At 60.9% G+C, this 14,848-nt stretch carries 14 protein-coding genes; 4 read left to right on the top strand and 10 right to left on the bottom strand.

The features are described from left to right. Positions 1-6: 6 nt before the first annotated feature. A complete protein-coding gene (uxaC, locus tag V1T76_RS23750; RefSeq protein WP_330563160.1) occupies positions 7-1,449 on the bottom strand; it encodes a glucuronate isomerase in 1,443 nt (480 codons plus the stop codon). 94 nt (positions 1,450-1,543) lie between these two features. On the opposite strand from uxaC, the gene V1T76_RS23755 reads away from it, so the two are divergent. The 3 genes from V1T76_RS23755 to V1T76_RS23765 all read left to right on the top strand — a co-directional run bounded on the left by V1T76_RS23755 (position 1,544) and on the right by V1T76_RS23765 (position 4,012). Beyond that, complete coding sequence (locus V1T76_RS23755) at positions 1,544-2,236, top strand: GntR family transcriptional regulator (RefSeq protein WP_330563161.1); 693 nt, start codon at positions 1,544-1,546, stop codon at positions 2,234-2,236. Between the two features lie 2 nt (positions 2,237-2,238). Beyond that, on the top strand, positions 2,239-3,177 hold the full coding sequence (locus tag V1T76_RS23760) for a sugar kinase (RefSeq protein ID WP_330563162.1): 939 nt from the start codon (positions 2,239-2,241) through the stop codon (positions 3,175-3,177). A 172-nt stretch (positions 3,178-3,349) separates the two neighbouring features. Continuing rightward, on the top strand, positions 3,350-4,012 hold the full coding sequence (locus tag V1T76_RS23765; protein WP_330563163.1) for a L,D-transpeptidase: 663 nt from the start codon (positions 3,350-3,352) through the stop codon (positions 4,010-4,012). Between the two features lie 413 nt (positions 4,013-4,425). Here V1T76_RS23765 and hpaI read toward each other — a convergent pair whose 3' ends face one another. The 7 genes from hpaI to V1T76_RS23800 are packed head-to-tail and all read right to left on the bottom strand — an operon-like array spanning position 4,426 to position 11,237. After that, entirely contained in the window at positions 4,426-5,214 is a 789-nt protein-coding gene (hpaI, locus tag V1T76_RS23770; RefSeq protein ID WP_330563164.1) for a 4-hydroxy-2-oxoheptanedioate aldolase, read from the bottom strand. 11 nt (positions 5,215-5,225) lie between these two features. After that, positions 5,226-6,032, bottom strand: coding sequence for a 2-oxo-hept-4-ene-1,7-dioate hydratase (hpaH, locus tag V1T76_RS23775; protein ID WP_330563165.1), 807 nt, complete (start codon positions 6,030-6,032; stop codon positions 5,226-5,228). Then, a complete protein-coding gene (locus tag V1T76_RS23780) occupies positions 6,029-6,883 on the bottom strand; it encodes a fumarylacetoacetate hydrolase family protein (protein ID WP_330563166.1) in 855 nt (284 codons plus the stop codon). The genes hpaH and V1T76_RS23780 overlap by 4 nt, the downstream gene beginning before the upstream one ends. Further along, positions 6,880-8,298 carry a pyridoxal phosphate-dependent decarboxylase family protein gene (locus tag V1T76_RS23785; RefSeq protein WP_330563167.1) on the bottom strand — a complete coding sequence of 473 codons (1,419 nt, stop codon included), beginning with the start codon at positions 8,296-8,298 and terminating at the stop codon, positions 6,880-6,882. The genes V1T76_RS23780 and V1T76_RS23785 overlap by 4 nt, the downstream gene beginning before the upstream one ends. Positions 8,299-8,327: 29 nt before the next feature. Next, positions 8,328-9,308 carry a 3,4-dihydroxyphenylacetate 2,3-dioxygenase gene (gene hpaD / locus V1T76_RS23790; RefSeq protein ID WP_330563168.1) on the bottom strand — a complete coding sequence of 327 codons (981 nt, stop codon included), beginning with the start codon at positions 9,306-9,308 and terminating at the stop codon, positions 8,328-8,330. Positions 9,309-9,335: 27 nt separating this feature from the next. After that, positions 9,336-10,847: a 5-carboxymethyl-2-hydroxymuconate semialdehyde dehydrogenase gene (gene hpaE / locus V1T76_RS23795; protein WP_330563169.1), complete on the bottom strand. Its 1,512-nt coding sequence runs from the start codon at positions 10,845-10,847 to the stop codon at positions 9,336-9,338. 3 nt (positions 10,848-10,850) lie between these two features. Next, positions 10,851-11,237 (bottom strand): 5-carboxymethyl-2-hydroxymuconate isomerase, encoded by a 387-nt coding sequence (locus V1T76_RS23800; protein ID WP_330563170.1) that lies wholly within the window; start codon positions 11,235-11,237, stop codon positions 10,851-10,853. Between the two features lie 102 nt (positions 11,238-11,339). On the opposite strand from V1T76_RS23800, the gene hpaR reads away from it, so the two are divergent. After that, on the top strand, positions 11,340-11,792 hold the full coding sequence (gene hpaR / locus V1T76_RS23805) for a homoprotocatechuate degradation operon regulator HpaR (protein WP_330563171.1): 453 nt from the start codon (positions 11,340-11,342) through the stop codon (positions 11,790-11,792). A 186-nt stretch (positions 11,793-11,978) separates the two neighbouring features. Here the strand turns inward: hpaR and V1T76_RS23810 are convergent, their stop codons facing one another. Both V1T76_RS23810 and V1T76_RS23815 read right to left on the bottom strand, forming a co-directional pair. Continuing rightward, a complete protein-coding gene (locus V1T76_RS23810; protein WP_330563172.1) occupies positions 11,979-13,772 on the bottom strand; it encodes a hypothetical protein in 1,794 nt (597 codons plus the stop codon). Then, positions 13,751-14,848, bottom strand: coding sequence for a glycosyl hydrolase family 8 (locus V1T76_RS23815; protein ID WP_330563173.1), 1,098 nt, complete (start codon positions 14,846-14,848; stop codon positions 13,751-13,753). The genes V1T76_RS23810 and V1T76_RS23815 overlap by 22 nt, the downstream gene beginning before the upstream one ends.

The raw sequence follows: 14,848 nt of genomic DNA on the forward strand, positions 1-14,848 counted from the left end.
GGCTCGTCAGAGCCGGTAGGCCTGCTTGGCAAGCCTGTAAGTGAGGTCGTGAGCGACCTCATATGCCTCGTCCTCGTCCAGCCTCCCGGATGTCACGAGTGAAGCGAGGTAAGCGCAATCGACCCGGCGGGCCACGTCGTGGCGGGCAGGGATCGAGCAGAACGCGCGGGTGTCGTCGTTGAAGCCGACTGTGTTGTAAAAACCCGCGGTTTCCGTGGTCAGTTCCCGGAAGCGGCGCATGCCCTCCGGACTGTCGTAGAACCACCATGCCGGACCCAGCTTGAGCGTCGGGTAGACACCGGCGAGCGGCGCCAGTTCCCGTGCAAGGGCTGTCTCGTCCAGGGTGAAGAGAATGATCGACAGGTTCTTTTCCAGGCCGAACTCATCCAGCAGGGGCTTGAGCGCCTTGACGTAGCTGGTCTGGGTCGGAATATCGAAACCCTTGTCGCGACCATGAGCTACCATGATGCCGGCCGAATGATTGCGGAAGCTGCCCGGATGGATCTGCAGTACCAGCCCGTCTTCCAGGCTCATGCGCGCCATTTCCGTCAGCATATGACCCCGGAAGGCGTCGGCTTCTTCCGGTGAGCAGCCGCCCTTGAGGGCCTTCTGGAACAGGGCTTCGGCTTCCGAAGCAGAAAGGTTCTCGGTGCGCGCCGTGGCATGGCCATGGTCGGACGACGTGGCGCCGAAGGACTTGAAGTAGGCCCGGCGTTCCCGGTGGGCATTGAGGTAGCCTTGCCAGGTGGTGGCGTTCTCGCCGGCGAGTTCACCGAATTTTTCGATGTTGGCGACAAAGCCTTCGAATTCCGGGTCAACGACAGGATCGGGGCGGTAGGCCGTGACGACGCGGCCGTTCCAGCCGCTGTCGCGGATCTGGCGGTGCCATTTCAGGTCGTCCAGTGGCGATTCCGTGGTGGCGATCACCTCGATGTTGAAGCGCTCGAAGAGGGCGCGCGGGCGGAACTCCGGACGGGTGAGGCAATCGGCAATGTGGTCATAGGCTTCATCCGCGGTGTCGGCGGAGATGCGTCCGGTCCAGCCGAACACTTCCTGGAAGGCGTGTTCCAGCCACATGCGTGAGGGCGTCGCGCGGAAGAGGTGGAAGTTCTCGGCAAAGATACGCCAGATCTTGCGGCTGTCGGTCTCGCTCAGGCCGCCGTCGATGCGCGGCACGCCCAGATCGCTCAGGTCGATACCCTGCGAGAACAGCATGCGGAAGACGTAATGGTCGGGAACGATGAACAGTTGTGCCGGGTCGGGGAAAGCCTCGTTTTCAGCGTACCAGCGCGGGTCCGTGTGGCCGTGCGGGCTGACGATCGGCAGATCCTTGACGGTGGCGTAAAGCTCTGCGGCAATCTTGCGCGAGGCTGCATCGGCGGGAAACAGACGGTGCGGGTCCAGGCCCTGTCCCGAGATATCCGGTGCATCCGCTCTTTCCAATGACATTCGTTTCTCCAAAGGCTGCCTTCGAACAGGCTGATGTTGCGACTAGTAAACTGATATGCTAGTTGATTAGTCGAGTCAACGGAGACAAACGCTGATGTCAGAAAGTAGCGCCCTGAAGGTGCTCGAGCCGATCAAGATCCCGACCGTCGCAGACACGGTATTCGAGGAATTGCACCAGCAGATCCTGTCTCTGGACCTGGCGCCGGGAACACGCATGTCCGAAGCGGAAGTGGCCAAGGCCTTCGGCGTGTCCCGCCAGCCGGTCCGCGATGCGTTCTACCGTCTGTCTCAGCTCGGCTTTCTGCTCATTCGCCCGCAACGCGCAACGGTCATTTCCAAGATCTCGGAAGCAGCGGTGCTGAAAGCGAAATTCGTTCGCACCGCTCTGGAGGTCGCCTGCATGCGGGCGGCCATAGACGTGATCACAGACGAACAGATCGACGATCTGGAAGAACTTCTCGCACAGCAGCAGGCAGCCGTGGATGCCAATGAACGCCAGTTGTTTCACTCGCTCGACGACACGTTTCACCGCCGGATCTGCGAAATCTCGGGGCATGACTACGTCTGGGCGCTGATCCGCGAACAGAAGGCGCATATGGACCGGGTGCGGTTCCTGTCCCTGGCCTCCGGGGCGCAGGCAGCGCTTGATGACCATTACCGCATCATGTCCGCCATTCGCAGGCGGGACGGCAAACTGGCTGAATCCGTGCTGACCGACCACCTTGGCCGGATAGCCACCATCCTCGGCCGCATTCGCGCCGAGAACCAGGATCATTTCGAGGAATGAACATGCCGAAGCGGTTTATCGCCATCGGCGAATGCATGGTCGAGTTCTCACCGACATCGTCTGGAACCTATGCGGTCGGCTTTGCCGGCGATACGTTCAACACCGCCTGGTACACCCGGCAACTGGCGGAGCCCGCGACGCTTGAGGTCTCGTATCTGAGCGCTGTCGGCGATGATGCGCTCTCCGGGCAACTGACGGATTTCATCGAGGCAGCCGGCATCCGTCCGCTCATGGCTCGTGTGCCGGGCGTGACACCCGGCATGTACATGATCTTTCTGAGCGAGGGTGAGCGGAGCTTCCAGTACTGGCGCTCGCAGTCCGCTGCCAGGCATCTTGCCGACGATCTTTCTGCGCTGGAGATGGCCGGGGAAGGGGATCTGCTCTATTTTTCCGGCATAACCATAGCGATCCTGACCGAAGACGCCCGTAACCGGCTGCTGGCTGCCTTGCAGGTGGCTGCCGGGCGCGGGGCGGAGATCGTCTTCGACCCGAACCTACGGCCGCGCCTTTGGCAATCCACCGACGAGATGTGCCACTGGACGATGAAAGCCGCCAGCGCTGCCGGCATCGTTCTGCCGTCCTTCGAGGATGAAGCCAGCCATTTCGATGATGCCACCGAAGAGGCGACTGCGACGCGCTATCTCGCCAACGGCGCCCGGCTGGTGGTGGTGAAAAACGGAGCCGGACCTGTTCTTGTGCGCGGGGCGGATGGCGACAGTTTCCAGTATCAGCCGGAACCGGTCGGCGCGGTCATCGATACGACGGCGGCGGGCGACAGTTTCAACGCAGCCTTTCTAGTCGAATACATGGTGCGGGCAAAAATACGGGAGGCCGTGCGGGCCGGCTGTGCCCTTGCTGCTCACGTGATCGGAAGCCGGGGCACGCTCGTGCCGGTGAGCGGTTTTGATCTCGTTGCCTGCCGCAACAGGCTGAGTGCCTGACCTCTTGTGGGACCTAACGGCAGAAAAGCCCCAGTTTTAATAAACTGTTTACCATAATTATGTTGCTTTCGGTGTCGGATCGCGTGATGTGTTTTTAAAATTTTCTGAACCGGTCAGAACCGTATTATTGCAAGTGCTGACGGTTCTTGAATGCCGCTGAAAGGACGCGAATATGGCTTCCAAGATGAGCCGACGCACATTTGTCGCCGCAATACCCCTGCTGTTGGCAGCTTGCCAAAGCCAGAAAAGCTCAAACGTGCAGGCTGGGTTGACCCCGTTGGCCGATGGCACGCCGGACTATGCGACGGCCTATGCCGCCAGAACCGACGGCGGATTTGCAATCCCTGCCATTCAGTACGAGAAGTTCGATCCGAAATTTCTGCGACAGGTGGTGTTCTATCCGAGCAAATATCCCTCCGGCACAATCGTCGTCGATCCGAAGAGCAAATTTCTCTACCTGATCCAGCCGGGCGGCCGGGCCATCCGGTATGGCATCGGTGTCGGCCGGGCCGGCTTTGCGTGGAACGGCGAGGCGGAAATCCGCTTCAAGCGCGAGTGGCCGAAATGGTTCCCGCCGGATGAGATGATCGAACGCGATCCAAAGCTGGAAAAATATCGCGACGGCCAGGAAGGCGGCCCGCGCAACCCGATCGGCGCGCGCGGCCTGTATCTGTGGCAGGGCAACAAGGACACGCTCTACCGCATTCACAGCACCAACCAGCCGTCCAGCATCGGCACCAACGCCTCCAGCGGCTGCATCCGCATGTGGCATCAGGACATCATCGACCTTTATAATCGTGTCGATGTCGGCACCAAGGTGGTGGTGCTGGGGTAAGTCTCCGGCACGAACCGCTTCGGGCTCTTGTTTGAAGAGCCGCCAGGTCCGCTCAGATCGACTGGCAGCTCTTTTGCGTTCCAGCGGCCCATCCTTCGAGACAGCGCTACGCGCTTCCTCAGGATGAGGAGGGTGGTTGGGAGTCTCTTCGGTGAAGGGGCTTTCGGGCTGGCCAGTCCGACATGGTGAGCTGCCTCACGTAGTGAACTGGGTTCTGGCAGGCAGGCGTCTCAGATCCGGACGGTCAAGGACGATTTCATGCTACCGTAGCCCAAAAGCCTCACCCTGAGGAGGGCCGTCAGGCCCGTCTCGAAGGATGGGCACCTTGTTCCGAAGATGACAGTTTTCCGGCCCTGCCTCGCTTACATATGGACGGGACCAGATCGGGAGCCGGCGCCGGTGCCCGCCAGACGTTATCCTTCCACCGACCCAAGTAACTCCTTTGCCTGCCGGGCAGCCCCACGGATGGCGGCGGCATAGAGGGTGACGTCGATTGACGTGGCAACAAAGGTTGCCCCAAGTTCCAGACAGGTGCGGGCGAAATCGAGATTGGTGGTCAGGATGCCCGGGGCCTTGCCGGCGGCCTTGATGCGCTTCAGGGCGTCCAGGATCGCGGCCACGACTTCCGGGTGCATCGGGTCGCCGAGGTGGCCCATATCGGCAGCCAGATCCGATGGCCCGATGAAGACACCGTCGACGCCCTCGACCGACAGAATCGAGTCAAGTTCAGCAAGGCCGGTGCGGTTCTCGACCTGAACCAGCAGGCAGATCTCGCCGTCGGCGGTCGTCAGGTAATCGGGAATGGCGGAAAAGCGAGACGCGCGGGCGAGGGCAGCTCCGACGCCGCGCACGCCAATCGGCGGATAGCGTACGGCGCTGACGAGATCTTCCGCCTGGGCCTTGCTTTCCACCATGGGGACCAGCAGCGTTTGCGCACCGGCATCCAGGAACTGCTTGATCATCCAGGTTTCGCCGATGGGCACCCGGACCACTGGCTTGCTGCCGGAGGCCTCGACCATGGTCAATTGCGCCATCATGGATCTGAGATCGTTGGGCGCGTGTTCGCAATCGATCAGCAGCCAGTCAAAGCCGGCACTTGCGGTGATCTCCGCCGTGTAGGCATCGGCAAGCCCGACCCAGCAGCCCATCTGCGGCTGACCGGACTTCATGGCGGCTTTGAAGGCGTTTTGAGGCGCTGGCATGGAATTCCCAATTATGCGAATGAGCAGGAAACGGACCCGTACGGGCCGAAGTCGGCGTGAACCCTTGACCCCGGCGGGCATTCCACGGGCCGAATGAAGGATCCGGAGAGAATAATCTGTCCAGCTTCGATTGTCTGTCCGTAATCGGCCATGCGCCGCGCCAGCCAGACGACGGCCTCGACAGGATCGTTGAGGACGCCCGCACCAAGACCGGTTTCCTCAACTTCGTTGTTGCGGCTGACGATGGCTCCAATCCAGCGCAGGTCGGTGGTGGCGGGGTCGTGTTTCTCCACGCCCAGCACAAGACCGGCATTGGCGGCGTTGTCGGCGATGGTGTCGAAGATCTTGCGGGCCTGACCGGTTTCCGGGTCGACGCGCTGGATGCGTGTGTCGAGGATTTCCAGGCTCGGGCAGACGTAATCCGTTGCCGCCAGAACGTCTTCCCGCGTGACACCGGCACCGCCAATGGAACCCTTCATCACGAAGGCGATTTCCGCTTCTATCCGCGGCTGGATGAACCGGCCCTTGGGCACAGTGGCTCCGGTTTGAAACAGCATGTCGTCGAAGAGGACGCCGCTGTCCGGCGTGTCGATCTTGAGTGCATCCTGCATGGCTTTTGACGTCAGGCCGATTTTCCAGCCAATGGTCTTGCGGCCGTCGGCGAGCTTTGCCTTCGCAAATTCCTTCTGGATCGCATAGGCCCCGTCCATGTCGAGGTCCGGATGGCGCAAGGTGAGAAGGCCAATCTGCTCAAGCGTCTTTTCCGCGTTCAGGAGATCGCCTGCGGCTTTTGAGATGTCTGCTTCGCTCAGGCTCATTTTTCGTCCTCCACGCCATTGCGCAAGACGCCGATGCCTTCGACTTCGATCTCGACGACATCGCCGGGTTTCAGATAGCGGGGCGGGTCGAACCGGGCGCCAGCGCCTGTCGGTGTTCCGGTGACGATTATGTCGCCTGGCTGAAGTGTCATGAAGGTCGAGATGTAGGCGATTTCCTCGCGGATCGGGAAGGTCATGCGCTTGAGGTAGTCATCCTGGCGCAGCCCTCCGTTGACACGCGTCTGAATGCGGGCTTCATCCAGTTGCTCTGCTTTCTCGAAAGGCACGAGCCAGGGTCCGATGGACCCAGACCTGTCCCAGTTCTTGCCCTGGGTTACGTTGAACTTTGCGTGCCGAACCCAGTCGCGAATGGTACCTTCGTTGCACAGCGTCAGGGCGCAGATATGGTCGTAGGCGTCTTCTGCCCTGATGCGCCGGCCGGCCTTGCCGATCACGATGGCGACTTCACCCTCGTAATCGAGCGTGTGGTTTTCCGGTGGTCGGATCAGCGGCTGCTCGTGGCCGGTAAACCCGCTGGCAAAACGCGGGAACAGCGACATGTATTTCGGCTGCGCGCTGCCGTCCTTGTATTCCGCATTGCGGTCGGGAAAGTTGACGCCGACACACAGGATCCGCGGTGCATTCGGCAGCACCATTTCATAGGTGAAATCGGACTGCGTGACCGGCTTGTCCATTGCTGCTGCAACGAGATCCCGCAGGCCACCGGCGTGGATGGCGTCGTAAAGCGTCGGCCACTGCGGAAAATCCGGCGACAGGGCGATCATGCCGGTATCGGTGACGGCACCATAGTATTGTTTGCCGTCGACGCTGTAGGTCGCGAGCCGGGTCATGCGGGCTTCCTGTTTCTGGCAATTTCAAGGATGACGTCGAAGGCGACGTCGACATCTTCCTGTGTGCAGTCGAACTGCCCGACCTGGAAGCGGATCACCTTGGCGCCGTCGAGCAGTGTCTGGGTCAGGTAGATCCGGCCATCGTCATTGATGGTATCGATGAGGCTCTGGTTGAGTGTGTCGAGGTCCTGCGCGCCTGAGGGGGCATAGCGAAAGCTGAACAGGGACAGGACAGGCTCGGAGGTGATCTCGAAATCCGGTTCGGCGCGCAGGCGTTCGGCGAGCGCGACCGACCAGTCGACGTGGTTGCGCAGCCGCTGCCGCAGGTCTTCCAGGCCATAGGAGCGCAACAGGAACCAGAGTTTCAGCGCCCGGAACCGGCGGCCGAGCGGAATGGACCATTCGGAATAGTTGACGATGCCGTCATGACCATGGGTCTTCAGATATTCCGGTCGGATCGCCAGCGTGCGCACGAGGTCTTCCGGATCGCGCACGAAATGTGCGGAACAATCGAACTGGGCGCCGAGCCATTTGTGCGGGTTGAAGACCATGGAATCGACACCCTCGACGCCAGCCCAGAGGTCCCGGTATTCGGGCACAATCATGGCTGCACCCGCCCAGGCGGCGTCGAGATGGACATAAAGGCCGAAGTCCTTCGCGACGGCGACGACAGAGGCAACATCGTCGGACGCGCCGACGCCGGTTCCGCCGGTGCAGGCGATGATGCCGGCAGGACGGTATCCGGCAGCAAGATCCGCTTCGATGGCGGTGCGCAGGGCGCCCGGATCCATCGCCCGGTGTTGCCCCTGAACCGGGATCCGCACCAGATTGTCCTGCCCGATGCCGGAGATCCAGATGGCCCTGTCGATGGAGGTGTGGACCTCGTTGGAGGAATAGACCCGCAGGCGCGGCTGACCGCTGAGACCGGCCTTGTTGCCGTCCCACGAAAGGGCGCGCTCGCGCATGGTCAGCACGGCGGCAAGGGTTGCGGTGGACGCGCTGTCCTGGATCACCCCTGTGAAGGTATCGGGCAGTCCGACGGCCAGGCGCAGCCAGTCCATCATTCTGGTTTCCATCTCGGTGGCGGCAGGAGAAGTCTGCCACAGCATGCATTGGGCCGCCATGGCGGTGACGAGATATTCCGCCAGCATTGACGGCGGAGAGGCATTGGCCGGGAAATAGGCAAAGAAGCGCGGGTGCTGCCAGTGGGTCATGCCCGGCAGCACGATCTTCTCGAAATCCGCGAAGATTTTCTCCATCTCCTCGGCAAGCTCCGGCGGAGCCTCAGGCAGAGCATTGAGGATCTCGCCAGGTTTCACCTGGGCGCGGACAGGCCGCTGCCGAAGGGTCTGGTGATAGTCTGCGGCCCAGTCGGCCACCCTCCGGCCCCAGCCGGCAAAATCAGTCCAGTTCATTGCTGTCGTCCAACCGTTGTCTGTCTCACCTATGGCGCAACAATCGGTTGTGCGGCAAGGCTGGGGGGCTGAACTTCCGTTCCCTCGAACAGAGATCCTTCCTCGAACCAGCTTCTGGGAGCCGGAGCGCCCCAGAGTGTCTGGCGCTGCGGATCCTTCAGGTCCCATTTGATCGGCTCCAGATCAGGATCGACCGTCTGGTAGTCCGAGCAGTAGATCTCGATCCGGTGGCCGTCCGGATCACGGATGTAGAGGAAGAAGGCGTTGGAAATGCCGTGGCGGCCCGGGCCGCGTTCGATGTTGGACACCCAGCCGGTGGTAGCCATCAAATCCAGAAGATCGATGATGTTGAGCGGGGTCGGCACCCAGAACGCGGTGTGATGCAGGCGCGGCCCCTTGCCGTTGGTGAAGGCAATGTCGTGGACACCGCCCTTGCGGTGGGTCCAGGCGGCCCATAGACGGCCGCTTTCCTCGTCCTCGGTATATTCAGTCACCCGGAAGCCGAGCTCGTTGTAGAAGGCGACAGAGGCATCGACGTCCGGTGAGAAGCAGTTGAAGTGGTCAATCCTGAGCGGCTTCACGCCCTTGTAAAGTGCGTATTTCTGATGGATCGGCGGAAGGCGGTCCATCTTCGCATAGAATTCCAGCGGAATGCCGTGCGGGTCGCGGGTGCGGAAGGTGCGTGACTGGTACGGCCGCTCGACCCAGTCGACGGGAAGCCCCTTGCCCTTGAAATAGGCGGCTGCCTTGTCGAGATCTTCCTCGTCGAACACCTTGAAGCCGAGATCGCGTGCGGAGGCTTCCGCCGATTTACGTAACACCAGGCAATGGTGGCCGCGCTCTTCCATGGCGCGCAGATAGATGGCGCCGCCGGTTTCGTCCGTCACCTGAAGGCCAAGCGTATCGACATAGAAGGCCCGGCTTCTGGCCAGATCCGTAACGCCGAGTTCCACATGGCTGAGGCGGACGATGTTGAAGGGCGGGTAGAGATTGGGTGCCGGAATGGGCATGAGGTCCTCCCAGAAGGTCTATTCTTATCAGGCCCCGAGGCGCGGGATCGGGTGTTGTCCCGTCGCAAAGCCGATGTGTTTCTGTTCCATGTAGAATTCAAACGACCAGTCGCCGCCGTCGCGGCCGATGCCGCTGGCCTTGACGCCGCCGAAGGGGGTGGGCAGGTGGCGGACATTTTCCGAGTTCACCCAGATCATGCCCGCTTCCAGGCTGTTGGTGAACCGCAACGCCCGCTTCAGGTCGTTCGTCCAGACATAACCGGTCAGGCCATAGGGAATGTCGTTGGCGATCTGCAGCGCTTCTTCTTCCGAACCGAAGCGGATGGAGGTCAGAACCGGGCCGAAGATCTCTTCCTGCGCAATCTTCATGGTGTTGTTTGCCCCGGTGAAGAGGGTCGGGCGCACGAAGCAGCCTTCCGTCCCGACGCGTGTTCCACCTGCCGCAATCGTCGCGCCGTCCCTGCGGGCCGTTTCGAAATAGCCGGTGACCTTGTCGAAATGGGTCTTGTGGATCAGCGGGCCGATTTCGGTCGTCGGGTCGAGTGGATGACCTACCTTGATGTTTTTGACACGCTCGATGAGCTTTGCCTCGAATTCATCGGCAATCGTGTCCTGTACCAGAAGGCGCGAGGACGAGGTGCAGCGTTCGCCGTTGAGCGAATAGATCATGAAGATCGCCGCATCCAGTGCGCGGTCGAGATCGGCATCATCGAAGACGATCACCGGGTTCTTACCGCCGAGTTCGAAATGGACCCGCTTCAGGGTTTCCGCGCCCTGACGCATGATCATGGAGCCTGTGCGGCTCTCGCCGACAAAGGCGATGGCCTTGATGTCCGGATGTTCGGTCAACGCCTTGCCGGCTTCTTCACCGAGGCCGTTGACCAGGTTCCAGACCCCCTTCGGCAGGCCGGCTTCCTCGGCTATTTCCATCAGGATGCGTGCTGTGACGGGAGAGAATTCTGCCGGCTTGTGCACCACCGTGCAGCCTGCTGCGAGCGCCGGGGCGATCTTCCAGGTCGACAGCATGAAGGGCGTGTTCCAGGGGGTGATCACGCCGACCGGGCCGATGGGCACGCGTGTCGTGATGTTCATGAGGGTCGGTGAAGGCAGTGCCTGGCCGTCGCGGGCACCGGGAGCCTTGTCGGCAAAGAAGCGGAAGTTCTCGGCGCCGCGCAAGGCTGCTTTCGACATGAAGCGCAAAGCCTGGCCCGTGTCCCAGCATTCGCAGAAGGCGATTTCTTCCGCGCGGGCAACGATACCGTCGGCAATCTTGTGCAGGATCTTCTTGCGGTCCGTCGCGGCCATGTCACGCCAGGCGGGAAAGGCCTCTTTGGCGGCCCTGGCGGCGGCATCGACATCGGCGGCATCGCCGCGTGCCACCTGGCAGATGAGGCTGTCATCGACCGGGGAGGTGGTTTCGAAGGTGGCGCCGGAGGCGGCGGGGCAGGCCTTGCCGCCAATCTGGTTCAGGACGCCGGTTTCGCGGAAACGGGCGAGATAGGTCTCAAGTTTTTCGATGTTGTTCTGAAGGTCAGACATGGGTCAGACAGTTCCCAAATGGTCGCGTATGGTGCCCGTCTTGGGCGAAAGGTCGGGGTCGATGTCGCGCATCTCGAGCGATAGTGCGAGCGAACTGCTTGTCAGAACGGGTTCCAGAAAAGCCTTCGCCGCGGTGAACAGCCGCTCGGCGGCGTCGCGCTTGACGTCGTCCGGACGTCCGCCCCGCAGGCGTACGGAAATGTCGATGAAGGTGTGTTTCGGGTCGCCATCGGCGATCGCATAGTGGTCGCACCGGATGGCCCGCACGCGCAGGCCGGGCATGGGAAAGGCATCGATGGTGGCCGCTTGCGCACGCAGATGCTCACACAGGCCCTGGATGTCTGCCCGCTGATCCAGGTTGGCGGAATATTCCAGCGATATGTGCGGCATGGGATTTCCTTAACAGTGCAATATTTGTTATGTTAAATATATCAGATGGAAACTGTCAAACTTTTTGTGTCCAACAATCTGCCAATTCGCTATGGACCTTGCATGACCGACGACACTGAAACCGCAGGCAGCCCGGTGCTGCCGTCCACAAGACGCTCCATCCCGATTGCGCTGATCCGGGCGCGGGAAAAGGTCATGGGGCCGATCCGGGAGATGCTTTCCGACTGCGGTATCACCGAACAGCAGTGGCGCATCCTGCGGGTGCTGGAAGAATACGGCCCCCAGGACGCCTCGACCCTGGCAGAGCGGGCCTGTCTGTTGCTCCCCAGCCAGACAAGGATCGTTCAGACGCTTCTGGAAAAGGGGCTGGTGACCCGTCAGGCTGACGATAAGGACCGGCGCAAGCAGACGGTCGCGATCACAGCCGCCGGACAGGCGATCATTGATGACAAGCTTCAGGATGCCAAGGCGATCGCCGCGCGTATCGAAGAAGTCATCGGCAAAGAGAAGCTGGCCCAGCTGCTCGACATCCTGGAGGATTTCCAGAAGCTCTGAAAGCCAGGCGCATCGCTGCCTGGTACCTGGGCGTATAGGGCGCCGGGGAAAGACGCCGGCAGCTGGCCACAGACGGTTGTTTCCAACACGCCGGGCAAAAAAAGTTCCGGGCTCGCCTTGTGCCGGTTAAGGGAAGGGGAGCCCGGATGGAGGAGCGCTCGCGGGAAGAGCGTTTGCCCGCCGGTTTTAGTTGTAGCGGTACATCTTCTTTTCGGAGAACCACTTGCCCTGACGGGTTTCGGTCGTTGAACGTGACTTGTCGGCTTCCGCAAAGAGCTTGTGCGCCTCTTTTGAGCGCCCCGTGTGATAAAGGGCCCAGGCCCGAAGCAATTTCGCCTTTCGGCTTTCCTGCCCGCTCATCGCGTTGCGTTCAAGGAACGGCAGGGCGCCGGCATAATCGCCGGTGCTGATCTCCTGTTCGGCTGAACGCAGGTACGAAGAACCGGAGGAGCGCGACCCGCCAGACGAACTGCTCCGCGTGGCGGACGCGGCCGCAAGCTGTGTGTTGCCGAGCATCTTGATCGCCGGGAACTTGTTCGACCATTCCGCGATGAGTTGCCGTTCCCGGGTTTTCTGCTTTTTCCTCTGAGCAACCACGATCAAGCCAACCGCGGCGGCTTCGTTCGGCTGGAACTCCATCGACTTGGTAAACCAGATTTCGGCTTCATCGAGTTCGAGCGTGTTGAAGAAATGCCAACCGAACACCTGGGCTGCGATTGGCGATTGCGCGTCCTGCACGACGTTTGCAAATCGCGACAGGCGTTTGAAATCCATTTCAGCGCCATAGCCTTCCAGAAGCTGGATCGAGACGACCTCCAGATAGGCTTTCAGGATGAGTGGATCCTTGCGGCGGTTCTTGTAGGCGAGTTCCTCCGCTTCCTCATAGTCGCCTTCCTCCTTCATGGAAACGACCATGCCTTCGATAGCCTTTGGCGTCGGGCGCAACTTGTAGGCTGCCTGAAACCATTTCGTGGCCGTCTTGAACTCCTCTCGGGAATAGTAATACCAGCCAAGAAGTTCAGCATCGTTCGGATTCTGGAGTTTGGTTGCGGAATTGGCGAGCGCGTCCAAATCCGATTTCTCGACCATCATTGCGGGGTCCGTGGCGCCTTCACCAACTTCACCGCGCAACAGGTCGAGGTAGATTTCATTGAACTCCGAGCGCCCATCCAGCCCGGTTCTGCCGAGCGAGACAAGTTGTTCCACTGCGTTGCGCGGCAGGATTTCGGCCGCCTTCTGCACGGTTGCCTTGCGCTCGTCCTCATTGGCGCAGTTTGTCAGGATGTATCTGTAGGCTTCCAGCGCCTTAACGTCCTGACCTGTCTCGTTCAAGGCCTTGGCAGTGCGCCAGATCATGTCGATTTCCTGGCAGGTCAGGAGGTCCGCGTTTTTAATTGCGGTCTGGATAACCTCCTGGTGATTGCCGAGTTCGGAAGCCTGGATCAGGGTTTTGCGCGCTTCGGCGTTTATGATTTGTCGGCGCAATTCGTCCGAGGGTTCATAGCCCGGATACAGCTTTATGTAATCGCGGATCTTGGCGTAGAGTTCCTGTGTCCGGCCAGTGGCGAACAAATCCCACAGCGGTTGTTCGTTTACCTCTACCCGGTTCTGGTCATAGATGTTTTCCGGCGGCTGCCAATCCGGATGAAGGGACTTCAGCCGCTTGATCTCTGCAGAAACCCGGCCAATCTCACCGTTTTGCGCGTAATAGCGCAGAGCCGTTTCATCAACCTTGTTCGCAGCCGGTGCAGCGGGTGCTGTGGCCTGTGCGGCACCCGGCTGGGTGATCGACAGGGCGAATGGGGAAACAGGGCTCTGCTGCGCGAGTGCGGCACCGGTTTCAGGTGCCTGCAGCAGAAATGGGGAACCGCTGGGCAGCTGTTGCTGCGGTGCGGCTTCCCATGGAGCGGATTGCGCCAGGGAACCATTGGTCGCAAACGCCAGCGCGAAGGAGGCAATTACCATTCTGGTGAAAGACATTGCGGATACCTCTCTGCAATTGCGAGAATTGTGAAAATCTGAAGCGTTGTGGAGTAATAGTCGCCGGTGCCGATCTGCAGCAGCTCGGTCGGAAACGGCTCGGCCTTGTCCATGCATCGGGTCAGGGCAGTGATTGCACGAAAGCCGATCCCACCCATGACGCTTTTCGGCTCACCGGTGACGACGTGAGTGACAGATGGGCCGCGTGGGTCGTCAAAACCGCGCAGGGTTGAAAAGTCTGCCGCCTTCTTCATGCGCAGGGCATTGGTGGAAAGTGCGAGATAAAGCGGAACCCGGATGGCATTGTAGCCGAATTCCGGGGTGAACTTTTCGGAGGGCTCCAGCTTGAGACCGCCAATGTCCACCCAGTCCGGCGGCAGGTAGGAGGGCGCCCGCTGCGAGAGGTCGAGAACGTCCTCTCCGACAACGGCAACCTCCCCCCAGTTCGCCGATGTGTCGAACTGGGCGATGGTTTCAAGGGCCGGATAGACCCAGTAGGACGGGTTGACCGTCACGGTCTGATGATCGGCGGAAACGAAACCCTCGCTGCCGGGTACGAGAACGGGTCCGAGCGCGGTCTGTTGAAGCAGGGTATCCGCGATATCCGACAGAACGGCCCTGGCCGAGGCCAGGTCGTCCAGGTCACCCCAGCTCTTGTAAGCCTCGAGCAGTGCCCAGGCGATCAGGAGGTCTCCGTCCGTGGCATTGTTGGTGTCGGCGACGTTTGGGCCGTCCGGCGTGTGCTGAACCTTCCAGGCAAACAGCCTGTCCTTGCGCACCTGCAGGTTCTCGTAGGTGTAGTCGCGGATCCGCCGGAAGGTCTCGCGATCATCGACCGCGACAGCCAGAACCATGCCGTAGCCCTGACCTTCGCTGTGACTGATGCCTTCGTTGGCATCATCGATGATTGCCCCTTCCGGGGTCATGTGGCGGCTCGTGTAGTCCCGCCACGCGGAGCCCAGCCACAAAGAGACCGCTTCCTTGTCGCGAGCGCTCTCTCCGAACACCGGTTCGGCGGTTGCCGGGGCGAGTGACAGAAAGAGCGCCATGCCGGTTGTCATGCAAAGCCTCAGCAT

This window comes from Roseibium sp. FZY0029 (genome assembly GCF_036350355.1).
Lineage (GTDB): Bacteria > Pseudomonadota > Alphaproteobacteria > Rhizobiales > Stappiaceae > Roseibium.

Excerpts from the sequence above, each read along its gene's own strand:
- V1T76_RS23810 (WP_330563172.1), bottom strand. The coding sequence starts at position 13,772 with ATGTCTTTCACCAGAATGGTAATTGCCTCCTTCGCGCTGGCGTTTGCG.
- uxaC (WP_330563160.1), bottom strand. The coding sequence starts at position 1,449 with ATGTCATTGGAAAGAGCGGATGCACCGGATATCTCGGGACAGGGCCTG.
- V1T76_RS23800 (WP_330563170.1), bottom strand. The coding sequence starts at position 11,237 with ATGCCGCACATATCGCTGGAATATTCCGCCAACCTGGATCAGCGGGCA.
- V1T76_RS23785 (WP_330563167.1), bottom strand. The coding sequence starts at position 8,298 with ATGAACTGGACTGATTTTGCCGGCTGGGGCCGGAGGGTGGCCGACTGG.
- V1T76_RS23765 (WP_330563163.1), top strand. The coding sequence starts at position 3,350 with ATGGCTTCCAAGATGAGCCGACGCACATTTGTCGCCGCAATACCCCTG.
- hpaI (WP_330563164.1), bottom strand. The coding sequence starts at position 5,214 with ATGCCAGCGCCTCAAAACGCCTTCAAAGCCGCCATGAAGTCCGGTCAG.
- hpaD (WP_330563168.1), bottom strand. The coding sequence starts at position 9,308 with ATGCCCATTCCGGCACCCAATCTCTACCCGCCCTTCAACATCGTCCGC.
- V1T76_RS23755 (WP_330563161.1), top strand. The coding sequence starts at position 1,544 with ATGTCAGAAAGTAGCGCCCTGAAGGTGCTCGAGCCGATCAAGATCCCG.
- V1T76_RS23760 (WP_330563162.1), top strand. The coding sequence starts at position 2,239 with ATGCCGAAGCGGTTTATCGCCATCGGCGAATGCATGGTCGAGTTCTCA.
- hpaE (WP_330563169.1), bottom strand. The coding sequence starts at position 10,847 with ATGTCTGACCTTCAGAACAACATCGAAAAACTTGAGACCTATCTCGCC.
- hpaH (WP_330563165.1), bottom strand. The coding sequence starts at position 6,032 with ATGAGCCTGAGCGAAGCAGACATCTCAAAAGCCGCAGGCGATCTCCTG.
- V1T76_RS23780 (WP_330563166.1), bottom strand. The coding sequence starts at position 6,883 with ATGACCCGGCTCGCGACCTACAGCGTCGACGGCAAACAATACTATGGT.
- hpaR (WP_330563171.1), top strand. The coding sequence starts at position 11,340 with ATGACCGACGACACTGAAACCGCAGGCAGCCCGGTGCTGCCGTCCACA.
- V1T76_RS23815 (WP_330563173.1), bottom strand. The coding sequence starts at position 14,848 with ATGCTGAGGCTTTGCATGACAACCGGCATGGCGCTCTTTCTGTCACTC.